This window comes from Mucilaginibacter sp. P5_A6 (assembly GCF_056400585.1).
Genome location: NZ_JBFUKZ010000003.1, coordinates 241,258 through 259,398, shown reverse-complemented (window position 1 = coordinate 259,398; position 18,141 = coordinate 241,258). Strand labels below are relative to the sequence as shown.

General features: G+C 41.7%; 16 protein-coding genes. 7 read left to right on the top strand and 9 right to left on the bottom strand.

The features are described 5' to 3' along the window. The first annotated feature begins 159 nt into the window (after positions 1-159). Positions 160-1,152, top strand: a complete 993-nt coding sequence (locus AC1DO4_RS05305) for a DNA-directed RNA polymerase subunit alpha (RefSeq protein WP_477405537.1) — start codon at positions 160-162, stop codon at positions 1,150-1,152. Positions 1,153-1,368: 216 nt separating this feature from the next. Continuing rightward, positions 1,369-1,926 (top strand): 50S ribosomal protein L17, encoded by a 558-nt coding sequence (rplQ, locus tag AC1DO4_RS05300; RefSeq protein WP_477405539.1) that lies wholly within the window; start codon positions 1,369-1,371, stop codon positions 1,924-1,926. 108 nt (positions 1,927-2,034) lie between these two features. On the opposite strand, the gene AC1DO4_RS05295 is transcribed toward rplQ, so the two are convergent. Further along, the gene (locus tag AC1DO4_RS05295) at positions 2,035-2,523 is read right to left on the bottom strand and encodes a GNAT family N-acetyltransferase (protein WP_477413717.1); all 489 of its coding nucleotides are present in this window, start codon (positions 2,521-2,523) and stop codon (positions 2,035-2,037) included. A gap of 548 nt (positions 2,524-3,071) precedes the next feature. Between AC1DO4_RS05295 and dnaK the strand changes: the two genes are divergently transcribed. The 3 genes from dnaK to AC1DO4_RS05280 all read left to right on the top strand — a co-directional run bounded on the left by dnaK (position 3,072) and on the right by AC1DO4_RS05280 (position 7,145). After that, positions 3,072-4,985, top strand: coding sequence for a molecular chaperone DnaK (gene dnaK / locus AC1DO4_RS05290; protein ID WP_477413638.1), 1,914 nt, complete (start codon positions 3,072-3,074; stop codon positions 4,983-4,985). A 609-nt stretch (positions 4,986-5,594) separates the two neighbouring features. Beyond that, positions 5,595-6,614 carry a Gfo/Idh/MocA family oxidoreductase gene (locus AC1DO4_RS05285; RefSeq protein ID WP_477413636.1) on the top strand — a complete coding sequence of 340 codons (1,020 nt, stop codon included), beginning with the start codon at positions 5,595-5,597 and terminating at the stop codon, positions 6,612-6,614. Positions 6,615-6,656: 42 nt separating this feature from the next. After that, positions 6,657-7,145, top strand: coding sequence for a TlpA family protein disulfide reductase (locus AC1DO4_RS05280; protein ID WP_477413634.1), 489 nt, complete (start codon positions 6,657-6,659; stop codon positions 7,143-7,145). Positions 7,146-7,333: 188 nt separating this feature from the next. On the opposite strand, the gene AC1DO4_RS05275 is transcribed toward AC1DO4_RS05280, so the two are convergent. The 3 genes from AC1DO4_RS05275 to AC1DO4_RS05265 form a co-directional block, all read right to left on the bottom strand. After that, positions 7,334-8,302: a transglutaminase family protein gene (locus AC1DO4_RS05275; RefSeq protein WP_477413632.1), complete on the bottom strand. Its 969-nt coding sequence runs from the start codon at positions 8,300-8,302 to the stop codon at positions 7,334-7,336. Between the two features lie 132 nt (positions 8,303-8,434). After that, positions 8,435-9,370 carry an alpha-E domain-containing protein gene (locus AC1DO4_RS05270; RefSeq protein WP_477407926.1) on the bottom strand — a complete coding sequence of 312 codons (936 nt, stop codon included), beginning with the start codon at positions 9,368-9,370 and terminating at the stop codon, positions 8,435-8,437. A gap of 120 nt (positions 9,371-9,490) precedes the next feature. Next, on the bottom strand, positions 9,491-10,939 hold the full coding sequence (locus AC1DO4_RS05265) for a circularly permuted type 2 ATP-grasp protein (protein ID WP_477407928.1): 1,449 nt from the start codon (positions 10,937-10,939) through the stop codon (positions 9,491-9,493). 689 nt (positions 10,940-11,628) lie between these two features. Between AC1DO4_RS05265 and AC1DO4_RS05260 the strand changes: the two genes are divergently transcribed. After that, positions 11,629-12,468, top strand: coding sequence for a hypothetical protein (locus AC1DO4_RS05260; RefSeq protein ID WP_477413630.1), 840 nt, complete (start codon positions 11,629-11,631; stop codon positions 12,466-12,468). Positions 12,469-12,543: 75 nt separating this feature from the next. On the opposite strand, the gene AC1DO4_RS05255 is transcribed toward AC1DO4_RS05260, so the two are convergent. The 5 genes from AC1DO4_RS05255 to pdeM form a co-directional block, all read right to left on the bottom strand. Beyond that, positions 12,544-13,326 carry a succinate dehydrogenase/fumarate reductase iron-sulfur subunit gene (locus AC1DO4_RS05255; RefSeq protein WP_477413628.1) on the bottom strand — a complete coding sequence of 261 codons (783 nt, stop codon included), beginning with the start codon at positions 13,324-13,326 and terminating at the stop codon, positions 12,544-12,546. 53 nt (positions 13,327-13,379) lie between these two features. Further along, positions 13,380-13,733, bottom strand: coding sequence for a four helix bundle protein (locus tag AC1DO4_RS05250; RefSeq protein ID WP_477413626.1), 354 nt, complete (start codon positions 13,731-13,733; stop codon positions 13,380-13,382). A gap of 137 nt (positions 13,734-13,870) precedes the next feature. Then, the gene (locus AC1DO4_RS05245) at positions 13,871-15,805 is read right to left on the bottom strand and encodes a fumarate reductase/succinate dehydrogenase flavoprotein subunit (protein WP_477413624.1); all 1,935 of its coding nucleotides are present in this window, start codon (positions 15,803-15,805) and stop codon (positions 13,871-13,873) included. A 108-nt stretch (positions 15,806-15,913) separates the two neighbouring features. After that, complete coding sequence (locus tag AC1DO4_RS05240; RefSeq protein WP_477413622.1) at positions 15,914-16,693, bottom strand: succinate dehydrogenase cytochrome b subunit; 780 nt, start codon at positions 16,691-16,693, stop codon at positions 15,914-15,916. Positions 16,694-16,854: 161 nt separating this feature from the next. Further along, positions 16,855-17,520 (bottom strand): ligase-associated DNA damage response endonuclease PdeM, encoded by a 666-nt coding sequence (pdeM, locus tag AC1DO4_RS05235; RefSeq protein WP_477413620.1) that lies wholly within the window; start codon positions 17,518-17,520, stop codon positions 16,855-16,857. 194 nt (positions 17,521-17,714) lie between these two features. Here pdeM and AC1DO4_RS05230 point away from each other — a divergent pair, with 194 nt between their 5' ends. Next, on the top strand, positions 17,715-18,134 hold the full coding sequence (locus AC1DO4_RS05230) for a cobalamin B12-binding domain-containing protein (protein ID WP_477406399.1): 420 nt from the start codon (positions 17,715-17,717) through the stop codon (positions 18,132-18,134). Positions 18,135-18,141: the final 7 nt, after the last annotated feature.

Genomic DNA, 18,141 nt, shown 5'->3' with positions numbered 1-18,141 from the left:
AGAGTTTTTTTCAAGTCTCATTTCTGGTTTCATACATATACAAGAAAATAAGCAAAAGAGTTTAGATATAGGATTTCAAAAAACGTGGGTAAGTATCTCACATCTAAAAATCTCACGTCTAAAATCTATAATCAAGTAAACAATAAATAAAGGATATAAATGGCAATTTTAGCATTTCAAAAACCAGACAAGGTTATCATGCAGAAATCGAATGATTTTGATGGAACGTTTGAATTTCGTCCGTTAGAACCAGGCTTCGGTGTAACCATTGGTAATGCTCTACGTCGTATCTTACTTTCATCACTGGAAGGTTATGCAATAACTTCTGTTCGTTTTTCGGGAGTTACGCATGAGTTTTCAACCATCAAAGGTGTTGTTGAAGACGTAACCGAGATCATTTTGAACCTTAAGCAAGTTCGTTTCAAAAAAACAGGTGAATCTGGCGATAGCGAGAAAATATTTGTTATCATAAACGGCCAGGACGCATTTAAAGCTGGTGATATCACTAAGTTCTCAAACAACTTTACTGTGTTAAATCCTGATCTTGTACTTTGCAACATGGATTCATCAGTAACGCTTGAAATTGAGCTTACTGTAGGTAAAGGCCGTGGTTATGTTCCGAGCGAGGAAAATAAAAACCCGGATGCAAACGTTGGCGTTATTGCTATCGATTCTATCTTTACGCCAATCAAAAACGTAAAATATACCATCGAGAACTATCGCGTTGAGCAAAAGACCGACTATGAAAAATTAGTTTTGGATATTGCTACCGATGGATCTATCCATCCGGAAGATGCATTGAAAGAAGCTGCCAAGATACTTATTCAGCACTTTATGTTATTCAGCGATGAAAACATGATGCTGGAAGCACAGGCTAAAGAAGAAACCAAAGAAGTTGATGAAGAGATTCTGCACATGCGCAAGATTCTTAAAACAGAACTGGTTGATCTTGATCTTTCTGTACGCGCATTAAATTGCCTTAAAGCTGCTGATATCCGCAGCCTGGCCGATTTGGTATCATACGATGTTGCTGATATGTTAAAGTTCAGGAACTTTGGTAAAAAATCATTAACTGAGATTCAGGACTTGGTTAAATCAAAAGGTTTATCTTTTGGCATGAACCTGTCTAAATTTAAGTTAGACGAAGAATAAGATATGAGATGTTAGATTTGAGACATGAGATTTTTCTCGCCTCCGATCTAACATTTTTTATTTAATAATAATAACCCGGGATCAGGGTAAAAGGGGAGGGGCTTAAGTCTCAAATCTAATATCTCACATCCCAAATCTAATATAAAATAGCGAAGGCATAATTCCGAAGGCTTGAGTTGATCGCCGGACGGTATGCACGTGAAATAATTTAAAACAATGAGACACGGAAACAAAAACAATCACTTAGGCCGTACTACCAGCCATCGCAAGGCGATGCTGTCAAACATGGCAACTTCGCTTATCTTACACAAGCGCATCACTACAACATTAGCTAAAGCAAAAGTTTTGCGCGGTTATGTTGAACCACTTTTAACAAAATCTAAAAACGATACTACTCACTCCCGTCGTACGGTGTTTAGCTATTTGCAAGACAAAGATGCTACAACTATCCTTTTCCGCGAGATTGCTGAGAAAATAGCTAACCGCCCAGGTGGTTATACCCGTATCATTAAATTAGAAAACCGTTTAGGCGATAACGCCGAAATGGCGATCATTGAATTGGTAGATTATAACACTGTTTACGGTGCTGATACAGCAGCCGCAGCTAAAAAATCAACCCGTCGTCGTGGTGGTTCTGCAAAAGCTAAAACAGCTGCACCGGTTGCTGCTGAAGAAGCAGTAGTAGTTGAAGATGAAGTTAAAGAAGCACCAGTTGCCGAAACTGAAGCTCCTGCAACTCCTGAAGCAGAAGAGAACGCTGAAAAAGGAATTTAATCTCCTTTTTTTTGACATAAGAAAACGCCCTGTTCATTTGAGCAGGGCGTTTTTTTGTGATACGATTTTCTGGATTACATAGGATTGACGGGATTAGCTGTTAAGTAGCTATCTATTTAACCTGTATGTTAGCAATGTCTCCACATCTTCCACCTGCTCAAATCCGCATTTGTCCAGCAACCTACGCGATGGCAGGTTATCTGCATAGGTATGCACAATGATAGCGATTACAAATTGATGCGTGAATGCCCAGGTAATCATCGTTTGTAAAGCTTCTGTCGCGAAGCCTTTGTTGTGATGGTTGCCATCAATCATATAGCCTATCTCTGCTTCGCCATTATCATTGGGGTAGCCGGCGAAGCCCATGCCGCCCACCGATGTATTTGTGCTTTTAAGCACCAGTTCCCAATCGGTATACCAATGGTATTTTTCGGGGTATGCAAGGGTGTTGGGTAGCCAGAAGTTGTCGAGTGCATCTATGATTTCGGCATAATAAAGGGGTTCGACAAGCATGAAAGACGGTGTTAGCCCGATAGAAATTTCCATGAGTGCACGGTCTTGCCTTAGCAACAAAAGCTGCTGGTGTGTTAACGGCATTAGTTTTAACCGTTCCGATTCGATAAAAAACATTTGATTTGTTTGGAATTAAATAACAATAGTAAACCTGTTCTCTTTTTTAAAGTGAAGGGCAAGCTTTGTGTACAAAGCTTTTGTTATGCAATTCCAGGCGTAGTAATATGCCTGTTTGGATTGTTGGATGACAGAGGCGTTATTTTTGTTGAGGTAAAGATGAGGGAATAATTTGAAAATACCTAATGATAGAAGTTTTTTGAACGGGTTACAATTTGCGGACTAACTACTCTTTATCTTCCGGTAGTACAATTAAGTGGTTCTATATTCAAATTTACTTTTCATTAAATAATTCCGATTCCAGTTTTCAGCCCTTATACATTACCTTTTTACCTTTCGTATTTCGCCTTTCACCTAAACAAATCTCAACTTTTCTGCCAACCTGTCACCACCTGCAATGACTTTTCTGACGTATAAATTGTCATCCTGACCATATGCCCTGCCAAATGCGTTTGGCACAAACGTTGTTAAATAGCAGTTGTAGTAAATTAATAAAATCAAGAAAAATCAATCATATGTCTAAAATAATTGGAATCGACTTAGGAACAACAAACTCCTGCGTAGCTGTAATGGAAGGTAACGAACCTGTAGTTATAGCAAACAGCGAGGGCAAACGTACTACGCCGTCCGTAGTTGCTTTTATAGATAACGGCGAGCGTAAAGTTGGCGATCCTGCAAAACGTCAGGCAATCACTAACCCTACAAAAACCATTTCGTCTATCAAACGCTTTATGGGTAACCAGTTTAACGAGGTTACAAGTGAAGCTGCACGTGTACCTTATAAAGTAGTAAAAGGTGATAACAACACTCCGCGTGTTGAAATTGGCGACCGTAAATACACACCGCAAGAAATCTCTGCAATGATTCTTCAGAAAATGAAGAAAACTGCCGAAGACTTTTTAGGACATGAAGTGACCGAAGCTGTTATCACTGTACCAGCTTACTTTAACGATGCACAGCGCCAGGCTACTAAAGAAGCCGGTGAAATTGCTGGTTTAAAAGTACGTCGTATTATTAACGAGCCTACTGCTGCTGCCTTAGCTTATGGCTTTGATAAAGCGCACAAGGATATGAAAATTGCCGTATTTGATTGCGGTGGTGGTACACATGACGTATCAATCCTTGAATTAGGTGATGGCGTTTTTGAAGTAAAATCAACTGACGGTGATACACACTTAGGTGGTGATGACTTTGACCAGGTAATTATTGACTGGCTGGCTGACGAATTTAAAAGCGACGAAGGTATTGATCTGCGTAAAGATCCAATGGCTTTGCAACGTTTAAAAGAATCTGCCGAAAAAGCTAAAATTGAGTTGTCGAGTTCTGCACAAACAGAAATTAACTTGCCATACATCACTGCTGCCGATGGTATGCCAAAGCACCTGGTTAAAACTTTAACCCGTGCTAAATTTGAGCAACTGGCTGATGCCCTGATTAAACGTACTATTGAGCCTTGCAGAACCGCGCTGAAAAACGCTGGTTACAGCACCTCTGATATCGACGAAGTTATCCTGGTAGGTGGTTCTACCCGTATCCCTGCTATACAGGAAGCTGTTCAAAAATTCTTTGGTAAAACGCCTTCAAAAGGTGTTAACCCTGATGAAGTTGTTGCAATTGGTGCCGCTATTCAAGGTGGTGTGTTAACAGGTGAAGTTAAGGATGTGTTGTTGTTGGATGTTACCCCGCTTTCATTAGGTATTGAAACTATGGGTGGCGTAATGACAAAACTAATTGAGTCAAACACAACTATCCCAACTAAAAAATCTGAAACATTCTCAACTGCCAGCGATAGCCAGCCATCTGTTGAGATCCACATATTACAGGGTGAGCGCCCAATGGCTGCGGGTAACCGTACTATAGGCCGTTTCCATTTGGATGGCATTCCACCAGCACCTCGCGGTGTGCCACAAATTGAAGTAACCTTTGATATTGATGCCAATGGTATATTGCATGTATCTGCAAAAGATAAAGCAACCGGTAAAGAGCAAAAGATCCGTATCGAAGCTTCTTCGGGCTTAACTGATGCCGAAATCAAGAAGATGAAAGACGAAGCAGAAGCTAACGCTGATGCCGACAAAAAAGCACGCGAAGAAGTTGAAAAACTAAATGGCGCTGATGCCCTGATCTTCTCTACAGAAAAACAATTGAAGGAGTATGGCGATAAAATATCTGCCGACAAGAAAGCTCCGATTGAAGCTGGTTTGACTAAGCTGAAAGAGGCTTATGCTGCTAAAGACTTTGATGCAATTGATGCTGCTCAAACTGAATTGAACGCTGCATGGGCTACTGCATCCGAAGAGATGTACAAAGCTGCAGGCGACGCTCAGCAAGGCGGTCAGCCGGAAGGTAACCCGGGTGCAGGTGCCCAGGATCATGGTGACACTGTAACTGATGTTGACTTTGAAGAAGTAAAAGACGAAAAAAACTAAGTTTTCGTTAATTAAATACATTGTGAAGCCCGGTTGGATTATTTCAGCCGGGCTTTTTTGTGCATTTTCATTTTCCTGTTTTTTTCAACCGTTATACGAGTGGCGACCAGCCGAGCTGGAAAAAACAGTAATGATATGTATGGATATCACAACCGCCTCCTGAACGTCGTTGCGGAACGACCAGCCGAGCTGGAAAAAACAGTAATGACAGGTATGGGTACCACAATCACCTCGTGATCGTCATTGCGAGGAGGTACGACGAAGCAATCCCCAAAATACAGAGCGGATTTGCACAGCTACTCTGTAAATCGGGGATTGCTTCGTTCCTCGCAATGACGGCTAAGAGGTTTATGTGTAAGGAATACATATTGATAATCAATAACTTATAATAATGCCGCTATAAGAGCTAAAATCCGAGATTCTGAAAGAGGACGGAGCAATCTCTACATAGGTAAATTGGCTATGCAAATCGAACTTTTCGACTTGCTCTGTACAATTTAGAGATCTCCACGCTGCGCACCCAATGAAAGTAAAGAATAACCTATTATTTCTGGTGCCTTTCAGAAATAATCTTATTTTTACTTCCAAACAAAAGGCAAACAAATATCAATGTCAACAAAACCAATAGTATCGGGCCTGATGGCCTACGGCATGTCGGGCAGAATTTTTCATGCACCGTTTTTAAGCACTAATACCGGCTTTACTTTTAAGGCGGTTGTAGAACGCCATGAAAAAAAGGCAGCTAAAGTATATCCTGATGTAATTAGCTATAATACTGTGGATGAACTGCTAAATGATGCCGAAATTGAATTGATTGTTGTTAATACGCCAAATGATACCCACTTTGACTATGCCATGCGGGCACTTAATGCCGGTAAACATGTGCTGATAGAAAAACCGGCAGCAGTTACTTCGGCAGAGGTGAAGGCTCTGTTTGATCTGGGCAGAAAGCTCGGCTTACATGTGATGATCTACCATAACCGCAGGTATGATAGTGGGTTTATATCTGTAAAGAAAGTAATAGAAAGCGGCAGGCTTGGCGAATTGATAGAAGTGCATTTCAGGCTCGACAGGTACCGTATGCCTATAGGGGTAAAGCAATTCAAAGAAACTAAAGAAACGCCGGGTAATGGCTTAACTTACGACCTTGGCGCTCACCTGGTTGATAATGCAATCAGCATATTTGGCAAGCCGTTAAGCTATATCAAAACTACAGCTACACACAGGCCGGGATCGCAGGTAGACGATTATTTTAATATTCACCTGAGCTATCCAAACCAGCTAAACGTATACTTAACGTCGGGTTTGCTCATTGCCGAACACTTGCCTGGTTTTGTAATACATGGCACCCTGGGTAGCTTTGTAAAGCTGCGTACCGATGTGCAGGAAGCGCAACTGGATACAGGTATGATGCCAACCGACAACGGTTTTGGTATAGAACCTGAAGGCAGCGAAGGTAAACTGGTGTTGATGGGGGCTGATAACGAGAAAACGGTGGAGTGGGTACCGTCAGATAAAGGTAATTATAATGGTTTATTTGATGCCGTGTATCATACTGTGAGAGAAAATGCGTTATTTCCCATAACTGAGGAGCATATTGCCTGGCAGATAGAATTGCTCGAAAGCTAAAAATATCGTAACTATGCTTTAATGAAATATTACATTAATATAATGAAAAGAATATACTTGCTGCTATGCCTTATTGTTGCAGCCGGCTGCAGCCAGGCGCAAACCATGCCTGCAAATAGCAAAATAGCCCCATACCATATATTGACTACCGACAGTGTTTATGTTACGCCTGCCGACTTGAAAAAGAACAAACCAGTAATGGTGATCTATTTTTCGCCGGATTGCAGTCACTGCCAGCGCCTGATGTATGATTTGAAACCAGAGCTGGATAAGCTTAAAGGTGTGCAGATAGTGATGATCACTTTTGTAAACCAACTAAAGGCTATACAAGTATTTCAGCGTGATTTTGATTTGGCCAAATACCACAATATCATCATTGGTACCGAAGGATACACTTATGTAGTGCAGCGTTATTACCATGTGCAGAATACCCCATATATTGCCATATACGACAAAAACGGGAAGCTTTTCCAGACCTATGATAAAGTGCCAAAGATCCCCGTACTAATGGAAACGATTAAGAAAGTGTAATTAATTGGAAATTTGAAGATGTGTTAATTTGAAAATTGTTTTAGTATTTCAATTTTCGAATTCACTTTTAAAATCTTCAAATTGCCGAGCTTTAAAATTAACTATTGCGTGTTAATTTGAAAATTGCTGTAGTACTTCAATTTTCGAATTCATTTTCAAATCTTCAAATTACCAAATTTTCAAATTAATTATTGCTGCTGCTGTTGTTGCTGTTGAATTATTTCCATGTATCGTTGGTAGCTGTTTTTGGGTGTATCGGTTGCAGCTTGCGATGGTGCACCAGGGTGGGGTTTATCTTCAATAGTAAAATCGTTCTCATCATCAACAGTAACCGCCACTTCCAGTTTATGGCCCGATGAACCTTTGTATACACCTTTAACAGGCGAACAATCTGAAAAATTTCTGCCTACTGCAAGGCGAACGTGGGTTTCATTAGCAATACAGTTATTGGTAGGATCGATACCCAGCCAACCGTAATCCGGGATATAAGCTTCGGCCCAGGCGTGGGTAGCGCCTTCGCCGCGCATAGCGCTGCTATGGGTGCAAATATATCCGCTCACATAACGCGCCGGGATCTTTAATAAGCGCAGCATCACCATTAAAATATGCGCAAAATCCTGGCAAACGCCAGCTTTTAAGTTCCATACTTCATCAAGTGTAGTTTCAACTGTTGTAACACCTTTTATGTAATTGAAGTTCTGGTAAACATAACTGCAAAAGCGCAGGGCTATCTGGTAGGGTGTATCATCTTTTTGTCTTTCCTTGTTCACAACCACCTGCAGTTCGGGAAAGCCCTCAAAATATTCCTGCTTTAAAAAATCAATGTAAGGCACCATGTACTGGATATGTTTCAGGTACTCCCATTGTTGCTCGGGGAAGATATCATTAACGGGTGACGGTCTTTGCTTAGTGGTAACACTTAGTTTTGAGTTGATAAGCATTACCGCGTGCGGTTCGCTATAGGTAAAACTGCCAACTTCATTGCCGTAATAATCAATATGCGTATCCACAACAGGGTTGCCTGTTATGTTTATTTCCTGGGTTATTACATCCTGGTACTCATCTTTGATAGGGTACAATATGATTTGGTTGGCGCTATCCCGTACCATGCCCTCATAGGTATATTTGGTTATATGTTGTATTTTAAATTCAGGCATATCTTTAATTAGTTAATTTGTTCAATTAGTTAATTTGAGAATTTGATAAATGAATCTGATTATCCATTTATTAATCTTCAAATTGTTTATTTAATCATTTTCAAATTTTCAAATCAGCGAATTTTCGAATTATTAGGAGTTTGCGAAGTAATATTCATTAAGTGAATTACCTATACCATGAAGTTCATTCCTTATCTGGGTTAAAAACAAATGCAATCCTTCGGCCCGGATGCTTTTTACCGAGCTGTATTTGATCCGGCTTTGTAAACGCCCGATTTGGAATGACATCTCGCGGAAAGTATCAACATTGCTATCATTCTTCAACCTGTCAAAATAACGCTGAATATTGTTTACCGAATAGATAACCGAACGTGGGAAATCATTATTCAGAACAACCTGCTCCAATATGTTTTCGGCTTCAAAACCTTCCCGGTAAGTTTTCAGGTACAACTCATATCCGCCTAAAGAAAGCAGCAGATGTTTCCAATAGGTGGTATCGGTTAATAGATCGGGGTTATCACTTATCGAGCTGAATTTGGTATCCAAAATATCCACCGATTGTATGGCACGCTCCAAATATTTACCAATATTCATAAAACTGCGACCTTCGCCACGCTCCATCGTAATCTCCACCGTGCCGTAATAAAGCATTACCTGCTTTATTAGTACATCAAGTACACCAATAGGGTCCTCACGCTGTAAGGAGCGCTCCAGGCGCGAATCTTTTACGGTGTGGTAATACTCGTTAAGGCATTGCCAAAGATCCTTGGTGATGTGTTCCTGTACGCCACGGGCATTCTCCCGGGCCAGTGTAATGATGCTTAGTATAGAATTAGGGTTGTTTTTGCCCGTAACCATATACTTCAAAACCGCCCGGCTGTCATTATCCAGCTGATCGGCTCCATCTTCATTCAAACCGGCAAATATCCTTACTACCGGCTCCCAGGTAAATTCCTGTACCGTATCCTGCGATGAGGCATAATTAATTTTGAGCATCCGCAACATACCATCACTGCGCTCAATGTAACGGCTTAACCAATAAAAACTTGCTGCAACCCTGCTTAACATATTAGCCCCCTATCCCCCTAAAGGGGGAATTTTTCGATTTGTTTAATTTATAAAGTCTATTTTTCAAGTTTGCCTTTTGTCGCTTGCACACTTCCTCCCCCTTTAGTGGGCCGGGGGGCACTAAGCCAGCACCCATGTATCCTTACTGCCACCGCCCTGCGAGCTGTTTACTACCAATGAGCCTTCCTTTAATGCCACACGGGTTAATCCGCCTGGTACAATTTCAATACCATCCGGACCGTATAGTGCATAAGGCCTCAGATCAATACGGCGTGGTGTTAGTGAACCCTGCATGTAGCAGGGCGCCGACGAAAGGCTTATGGTTGGCTGCGCAATAAAGTTACGGGGATCTTTCAGGATCTCCTTTTTATAATCGTCAATCTCCTGCTCAGTGGCCGCATGGCCCATCAGCATGCCGTAGCCGCCGCTGCCATTGGTTTTTTTAACCACCATTTTATTAAGGTTCTTAAACACAAGCTCGCGCTCGTCGGGATTACCTAATTGATGGGTAGGTACGTTTTTTAGTATCGGCTCTTCGTTCAGATAGTAACGGATCATATCGGGCACATAAACATAAACAGCCTTATCATCGGCTACGCCGGTTCCTATGGCGTTTACAATGGCAACGTTTCCTTTACGGTAGGCACCCATAATGCCGGCAACCCCCAGCATACTGGCCGGATTAAACACCAGCGGATCTAAATATTCATCATCAACCCTGCGGTATATTACATCAACCTGTTGTAAGCCCGTGGTTGTTTTCATATAAACCTTATGGTTGTTAACTACCAGGTCGCGCCCCTCAACCAGCTCAACACCCATTAAACGGGCCAGTGTGGTATGCTCAAAATAAGCAGAGTTATAAATCCCCGGACTTAACAGTACAATAGTTGGGTTCGAGATTTGCCTTGGTGAAATGGCCAGCAAATTTTTATACAATATAGTAGGATACTCGGTAACGCTGCGTACCCCGCATTGCGGCAGCAGATCGGGGAATAGGCGTTTTGTGATCTCCCTGTTCTCCAGCATATAACTTACGCCCGATGGGGTACGCAGGTTATCTTCCAGTACATAGAAAGTACCATCCTCATCGCGGATCAGGTCGATACCAGAAATATGCACATAGATATCATATGGCACCTTTAGCTGGTACATCTCCCGCAAAAAATGCGGGCAGGAGTAAATAATATCTATCGGTACAATACCGTCTTTTACAATAAACTGGTTATTGTAAATATCCTTCAGGAAATGGTTAAGCGCGGTAAGGCGCTGCTTAATGCCGCGCTCTACAAAAGCCCATTCGCTGGCGGTAATAATACGGGGAATGATATCAAACGGAAAAATCTTTTCGATGCCTTCACCACTGTTGTACACGGTGAACGTGATACCCTGGCTCATGAACAGGCGCTTAGCCAGCTCTTCTTTTTTGTTCAGGTCGTCGGCTGATTCATTTGAAATATATTCAATTACCTTGCGATAATGCTCACGAACATTGCTATCCGAGCCGTACATTTCGTCCCAAACACCCCCAATAGGGTTATATTTATTAAAATAAGCTGATTCCTGCATAGAAAATTGTGAAAGTTTGAAAGTTACTAATCAGTTATTTTTTAAAAATGTAATTTATGAAGTGTTTTTGATAAAAAAGCAAATTATTTTTAATTTTTTGCGATTATTTTAATTGATTTTTCATTTTTGGCTAAGTTTGAGTAATGATATGGTAATTTATACGGGTAAAACTCGGTTTAAAAGTCTAATTATCTTCGCTTAAAATCATTCATCAATCATATACCTGTTGCAATTATTCATGTTAGTTACGTCAAATAATTAAAAAATGTGGCTTATTATGTAAGGCGGTGTTGCTGTTGCCCGCAGGCTGTGGTAATAATAAACGGGCAAAAGGTTCATTGTCCGCTAAAGCAGCAACAAAGTTTAATGCAATTGATACCGTATCAGAAAGTTTAGATATATTCTTCAAAGGTTTAGCACCGATTTTGTGTTTCTAATGTTAGGATCGGGTTCTGCTAAAGTTAATGATAATTGCTGGCGAAGATGAAAGCGATACCACAAAATTTCTCAAAAAAAACATCCTTCGCTTGCTGATGTAAGGCAACCGAAGGATGTAATTAATTAAGCCGGAACAAACAAGTTAAATTGCAGGTATAGGTCACCTTTTATAGAAACTACCCGCGTTAGGGTTTACATGATGCCGGATTATTATACAACTTAGTTTACAATTGCTCAAAAATGGTTCAGATATGGAATTTATACCAAGTATTCTGCTTAATTTGGTAGTAACCATATATTTAAACCAGCCTGTTTCAAGCTTATCGTACTTTAATATGAAAACTATTTTAGGTATAATCTTTTTCCTGGCAAATTATCCTGCGTTGGCACAAACAACTGTGCTTGCCGACGTTGCTGATGATGGTTGTAAAATAAAGGTGGAAAGGATTAAAGTAAAAATTGAAGACAGGCGTAAAAAGTATGAATTTAATGTGCAGGAATACAGGAAAGGTTTATTTTGTAGTGAATGCGGGCGAACCAAAAGCGAAATTGAAGAGAGGGCACATTTAAACTTTAACGAGCATATAAAAGAAGGGGCCGCCCATAACAGGCATACGTTGATTGCTACCCAGGAGATCTATGACCATCTGTATGTTGAATATTTTACCGATTTTAATAATCTTAAAGAAGAATATGATAATGAGTATGCCGATTGTGGTGGTGACCTTTCTTCGGCAAACCTGCAAATAATAACCGACCAGCAACTGCAATTTTATACCAAGAAGCTTAACGGCGATGCCAGCTTATATAATGCAGAATTTGGCTTATTACGCATTGATTACTATTTTTATTATGCGTGGACCATAAGGATTAACATTATTAAATGGCAAACTATCCGGATCCATACTATTCAGTTTACAAAAAACAGCTGCCGGGCCGGGGGTACTGATACAGGCAATGCCATCTCACAAGCAGGCAATATGTTAAATGATTATTTAAAAACGTTGGCCGACAAACAGCGCACCTTTTTTCCGGGTGCAGATCCACAGCCTTCCAGGACATTGCAGAACGTATTTGTAAATACACAGTAATAAAATTAATCATAATACAATAACCAAAAAGGCCCGGGAAACTCCCGGGCCTTTTAATTTTGCAGGCAAAATAGCTTAGTGTTTTTCTTCGTGAATTTCTTCTTCCCTAAACAGCTTTGCGCTGAAGAAATCATTATTCATGCGGGCAATGTTGGTTAGCTTAATTTCTTTAGGGCATTCGGCTTCGCATGCACCTGTGTTGGTACAACTGCCAAATCCTTCCTCGTCCATTTGGGCTACCATTGATTGTGCACGGCGATAGCGCTCTGGCTGGCCTTGCGGCAATAAACCTAACTGGGTGATCTTAGCCCCAACAAAAAGCATGGCCGAAGCATTTTTACAGGCAGCAACACAAGCGCCGCAACCTATACAGGTAGCAGAGTTAAAGGCCTCGTCGGCAATTACTTTGGGGATAGCTATGGCGTTACCATCTGGTACGCCGCCAGTATTAACTGATACGTAACCGCCAGCCTGCTGGATCCTATCGAACGCTGAACGATCAACTGCCAGGTCTTTTATAACCGGGAAAGCAGAGGCGCGCCATGGCTCAATAGTGATGGTTTGGCCGTCATGAAAGGTGCGCATGTGCAGCTGGCAGGTTGTAATACCCCTTTTTGGTCCATGCGGGTGACCGTTGATATACAACGAACACATGCCGCAAATACCTTCGCGGCAATCGTGGTCAAAGTTGATCGGCTCGTCGCCTTTATGGGTCAAACTTTCGTTAACAACGTCAAGCATTTCCAGGAATGACATATCAGGCGAAATATTTTCGGCCTTGTAAGTCACAAATTTGCCCGATGTCTGAGCGTTTTTTTGACGCCATACTTTCAGCGTCAGGTTCATATTTCCGTTCATTCTATTTAGATTTGAGATATGAGATTTGAGATATGAGACATTTTATCAGATCACTAATTCAATAACATCTTTTGAAAAGCATAGTTCATTTTCTGCAATTCTTCAATCTGTTTGAGTAAGTCATTCAATAATTCATCTTTTAATAAATTTAATTTGTTTGATATAACTAATTGCGTTTGCAACTCATAAGCAGAGCCATTAGCTATGCCTAAAAAATTACAAAATTCCTTTTTCGAATTTCTACCTGCACCTTCAGCAATATTTGAAGAAATTGAAACGGCTGCTCTCCTTATTTGACTTGTTAATCCAAACCTCTCATCGGCCGGATAACTTATAGTTGCTTTATATACAGCAACTGCCAGATCAATAGCTTTTTGCCAAATTTTCAATTCCTTCAGATTATGCATTTTTTAGATATGAGGTGTGAGATTTTAGATATGAGATCAACTCTTTTGCAATATGGTAAATTTCTAATCTTCACTTTATTCAGATACGTGATTTAAAATTCCGGTCTCAAATCTCATATCTCACATCTCAAATCTAACTAAGCATAATTTCGTTGTGATAAATGAACTGATTCAAATACCAATTGTTCTTTGTGTAACACTTCGGGCTGGTTTTCACCTTTAAATTCCCAGGCTGCAACAAACGCGAAGTTTTCATCATCACGTTTGGCTTCGCCATCTTCGGTTTGCGATTCAACCCTGAAGTGACCACCGCATGATTCGCGGCGCATCAGTGCATCATCAACCATCAGTTCGCCCAGCTCAATAAAGTCGGCAATCCGGCCTGCTCTTTCCAGCGAAGCGTTTACTTCTTCATTTTCGCCGGTTACGATCGCGTTTTTCCAGAAATCAGCTTTCAGTGCCTGTATTAATCCTTTGGCTTTTTTCAATCCTTCTTCTGTACGGGCCATTCCGCAATATTCCCACATGATGTGGCCAAGGTCGCGGTGGTATTCGTTAACAGTTTTGGTCCCTTTTAAAGCCAGTAATTTATTGATATAGGTAATCACATCCTTTTTAGTTGCTTCAAAAGCAGGGTGTGATGTATCCACTTTTTTAGGCCCAATTTTAGCCAGGTAATCGCCAAGGGTAAAAGGGATTACAAAATAGCCATCAGATAAACCCTGCATCAAAGCAGAAGCACCTAAACGATTAGCGCCGTGATCAGAGAAATTACATTCGCCCAAAGCATATAAACCCGGTACATTGGTGCTCAGGTTATAATCAACCCAAAGTCCGCCCATGGTATAGTGAACGGCAGGGTAAATACGCATTGGCTGTTTGTATGGGTTCTCATTGGTAATCTGGATATACATATCAAACAGGTTACCGTATTTTGCTTTCACTGTTTCTTCGCCTAAACGCTTGATAGCATCGGCAAAGTCAAGGAATACCGCAAAGCCCGAGCCGCCTACACCTTTACCTTCTTCAACCATTTCCTTTGCGTTGCGTGAGGCCACATCGCGCGGAACAAGGTTACCAAACGCCGGATATTTACGTTCCAGGAAGTAATCGCGGTCGTCCTCTTTAACCTGGTCGGCCCTAAGTGTTCCTTTACGTAACTGCTCGGCAATCTCTACAGTTTTGGGCGCCCAAACGCGGCCATCGTTACGTAACGACTCAGACATCAGCGTAAGCTTTGACTGGTGGTCGCCGGTTACCGGGATACATGTTGGGTGAATTTGGGTATAGCAAGGGTTACCAAAGAAAGCACCGCGTTTGTGTGCTCTCCAGGCAGCGGTTACATTTGAACCGATTGCATTTGTTGACAGGTAGAACACGTTGCTGTATCCGCCGGTACATAACAATACCGCGTGGCCTGCATGTGTTTCAATAGCACCGGTGATCATGTTACGGGTAACAATACCTTTGGCATGGCCATCTATGGTAACAACATCCAGCATTTCGGTACGGGTGTACATTTTTACTTTGCCGGCGTGAATCTGGCGGTTTAATGCCGAGTAAGCGCCTAAAAGTAGTTGTTGCCCGGTTTGGCCGCGTGCATAAAACGTACGTGACACCTGCGAACCACCGAACGAACGGTTATCCAGCAAGCCACCATACTCGCGTGCAAAGGGAACGCCCTGTGCAACACATTGGTCAATTATATTCACAGATACTTCGGCAAGGCGGTACACGTTACCTTCGCGGGCACGGTAGTCGCCACCTTTTATAGTATCGTAAAACAAACGGTGCACGCTGTCACCATCGTTCTGGTAGTTTTTTGCTGCATTGATACCACCCTGTGCTGCAATAGAGTGCGCACGGCGGGGGCTATCCTGGAAACAAAAAGATTTTACGTTATAACCCAACTCGGCCAATGAAGCCGCGGCTGATGCGCCTGCCAAACCTGTACCTACAATAATAATATCGTATTTACGCTTGTTGGCCGGGTTAACCAGCTTCAGGTCAAATTTATGCTTGCTCCATTTTTCGGCTAATGGGCCTTGAGGAATTTTAGCATCTAAACTCATTTCTTATCTATTTTATATTTAGTGAGTGGTTGATTGGGTGAGTAGTGAGTGGTTAATAACTCACTTGTCCAAACTAAATCAACCTAATCTAACTTAATCAACCTTTATTTAGCGTACAAAAAAATAGTAGTACACCGGCATGGCTGCAAAAAGCAGCGGAATAATCACCGCAAAGAACCATGTACCTACCGCGTATACTATAGGCGTGTATTTACGATGTACCCAGCCCAGTGTGCGGAAGGCGCTCTGGAAACCATGCAGCAGGTGGAACGATAGTGCGCCCATTGCTATTACATAGAAAAGCACATACCACAAATGGCTAAAGCTATATACCACACGTGCATGCAGGTTTTTTAACCTAACTATTTCTACATTGTTTTCGGTAGATACAGAGTGGTTAAAGTCTTCAGATACCGGAGTATAAGCAGACTCGKTTGTTTTGCCTGTTGCCAGATCTGTGCGGTACTCCTTAAAAGCAACATCGTTGGTATATTTATACTTGAACCAAAAATCGCCCATGTGGATCACGATGAATAAAAACAGGATTGAACCCAGCAACCCCATGTTTTTTGATGACCAGCTTGCATCAGATTTTGCGGCCACCGCATAACCAACCGGGCGTGCCTTACGGTTTTTAACCGTTAAAATAAGCGCGTACAGCGCATGTACCAGGATTGAAAGGTAAAGCAGGTATGCAATAACCTCGATAGGTGGAAAATGTGTTAAAAAATTGGCATACACATTAAAACCAAAGCCATTATCGTTGCTAAATAACAACAGGTTGCCCCCAAGGTGTACTATAATAAAAGTACACAAAAACAAGCCTGTTAAAGCCATGATAAGCTTTTTTCCCAGCGATGAGTTAAAGGTTTGTTTAATTTCGCTCATTATGAATTAGATTTATTTTGGCAAAAGTATTTATTAAATGCCAAAAGATATAAATGCATCCGGCTTATTAACCGCAAAAAAGCTATTTAGAATCAATCTAAGAAATTACAATGCAATTACACTCCTTTTATGCGTAAAATGCTTGCTGCAAGGCCGCGTGGTTAGGCAATAACAATTACCTTATCCTTCAAAACAGCAAATATTTTATCTTTTCGCTGGCTGCGAATAGCCACTTTGCCGGTGAATTTGCCAAAGGAGGGTAGTATAGCCTGCCTGCCGCTAAATGCAAAACAGGGCAGGGTAATGCTTTGCCTTCCCTTGCCGCTAAGGTTTACCCCAGGGTGAATATGCCCGCAAAAAACATAACCGGCAGCGTTTTGCAGCGTATCATCGGGCAAGGGGTGGTGCAGCATCAGGAATGGAGCCATCAGCAGTTCATCATGTAGTTCGATGTTGAGTTTTTGGTAGTGGCTGTCGGCTATAATATCGTGATTACCTTTTATTAGGATGATCTGCAGAGCGGGGAACTGGCTGCGCCAAAGAATGAACCAATCCCAGTCATTGTTCATATCACTGTGGAACAGGTCGCCAAGGAACAGTAGCTTTTCGGGTTGATGTTCATAAATCAGGTCGGATATAGTAGCCAGGTCGCTTTGTTCCATATCCCTTGGCACGGCTATGCCTGCTTTACGGAAATGCCCTACCTTGCCAAAATGCACATCGGCAATAATTAAAGCTTTTTGCTGCTGCCAGTAAATGGCTTTTTGGGGTAGCAATAAAAGATCCTGGTTGAGTAAATTAAATGGAGTTGCCGCACTGATCGTCATAACAGGGCCAAAGTTAAAATTTATTTTTTGAGATCAGGAGGTAGGCGCGCAAAGATGCTAAGACGCAAAGGATCGGTTTATTTTAGAATAACATTGTTTAATAGTTTTTCTTAGCGTCTTAGCACCTTTGCGTGAGTCAAATAACACAACATCATAATTTTCTTATTACTTTTACCACAACCAATCCGGTTTACATGAGTAATACCTTTAACCGACCCATCCGCGTTTTAGTTGCCAAAGTAGGGCTTGACGGGCACGACCGCGGGGCACGCATTATTGCTACCTCGCTGCGCGATGCCGGCATGGAGGTAATTTATACCGGTTTGCGCCAAACACCCGAAATGGTGGTAAATACCGCCCTGCAGGAGGACGTGGATGCCATTGGTATCTCCATATTATCCGGAGCGCACATGACCGTTTTCCCCAGGATACTCAAATTAATAAAGGAGAAGGAGATGGACGATGTGCTGGTTACCGGCGGGGGCATTATCCCCAATGATGATATGATAGCGCTGAAAGAACAGGGCGTAGGCGAACTTTTTCCACCAGGAACCAGCACCCAGGACATTGTTAAATATATAACAGGCTGGGTACATGAGCACCGTAACTTTTAAATAACAG

Bases quoted from the DNA above. Each gene is read 5' to 3' on its own strand.
- AC1DO4_RS05305 (WP_477405537.1), top strand. From the start codon at position 160: ATGGCAATTTTAGCATTTCAAAAACCAGACAAGGTTATCATGCAGAAA.
- rplQ (WP_477405539.1), top strand. From the start codon at position 1,369: ATGAGACACGGAAACAAAAACAATCACTTAGGCCGTACTACCAGCCAT.
- AC1DO4_RS05295 (WP_477413717.1), bottom strand. From the start codon at position 2,523: ATGCCGTTAACACACCAGCAGCTTTTGTTGCTAAGGCAAGACCGTGCA.
- dnaK (WP_477413638.1), top strand. From the start codon at position 3,072: ATGTCTAAAATAATTGGAATCGACTTAGGAACAACAAACTCCTGCGTA.
- AC1DO4_RS05285 (WP_477413636.1), top strand. From the start codon at position 5,595: ATGTCAACAAAACCAATAGTATCGGGCCTGATGGCCTACGGCATGTCG.
- AC1DO4_RS05280 (WP_477413634.1), top strand. From the start codon at position 6,657: ATGAAAAGAATATACTTGCTGCTATGCCTTATTGTTGCAGCCGGCTGC.
- AC1DO4_RS05275 (WP_477413632.1), bottom strand. From the start codon at position 8,302: ATGCCTGAATTTAAAATACAACATATAACCAAATATACCTATGAGGGC.
- AC1DO4_RS05270 (WP_477407926.1), bottom strand. From the start codon at position 9,370: ATGTTAAGCAGGGTTGCAGCAAGTTTTTATTGGTTAAGCCGTTACATT.
- AC1DO4_RS05265 (WP_477407928.1), bottom strand. From the start codon at position 10,939: ATGCAGGAATCAGCTTATTTTAATAAATATAACCCTATTGGGGGTGTT.
- AC1DO4_RS05260 (WP_477413630.1), top strand. From the start codon at position 11,629: ATGGAATTTATACCAAGTATTCTGCTTAATTTGGTAGTAACCATATAT.
- AC1DO4_RS05255 (WP_477413628.1), bottom strand. From the start codon at position 13,326: ATGAACGGAAATATGAACCTGACGCTGAAAGTATGGCGTCAAAAAAAC.
- AC1DO4_RS05250 (WP_477413626.1), bottom strand. From the start codon at position 13,733: ATGCATAATCTGAAGGAATTGAAAATTTGGCAAAAAGCTATTGATCTG.
- AC1DO4_RS05245 (WP_477413624.1), bottom strand. From the start codon at position 15,805: ATGAGTTTAGATGCTAAAATTCCTCAAGGCCCATTAGCCGAAAAATGG.
- pdeM (WP_477413620.1), bottom strand. From the start codon at position 17,520: ATGACGATCAGTGCGGCAACTCCATTTAATTTACTCAACCAGGATCTT.
- AC1DO4_RS05230 (WP_477406399.1), top strand. From the start codon at position 17,715: ATGAGTAATACCTTTAACCGACCCATCCGCGTTTTAGTTGCCAAAGTA.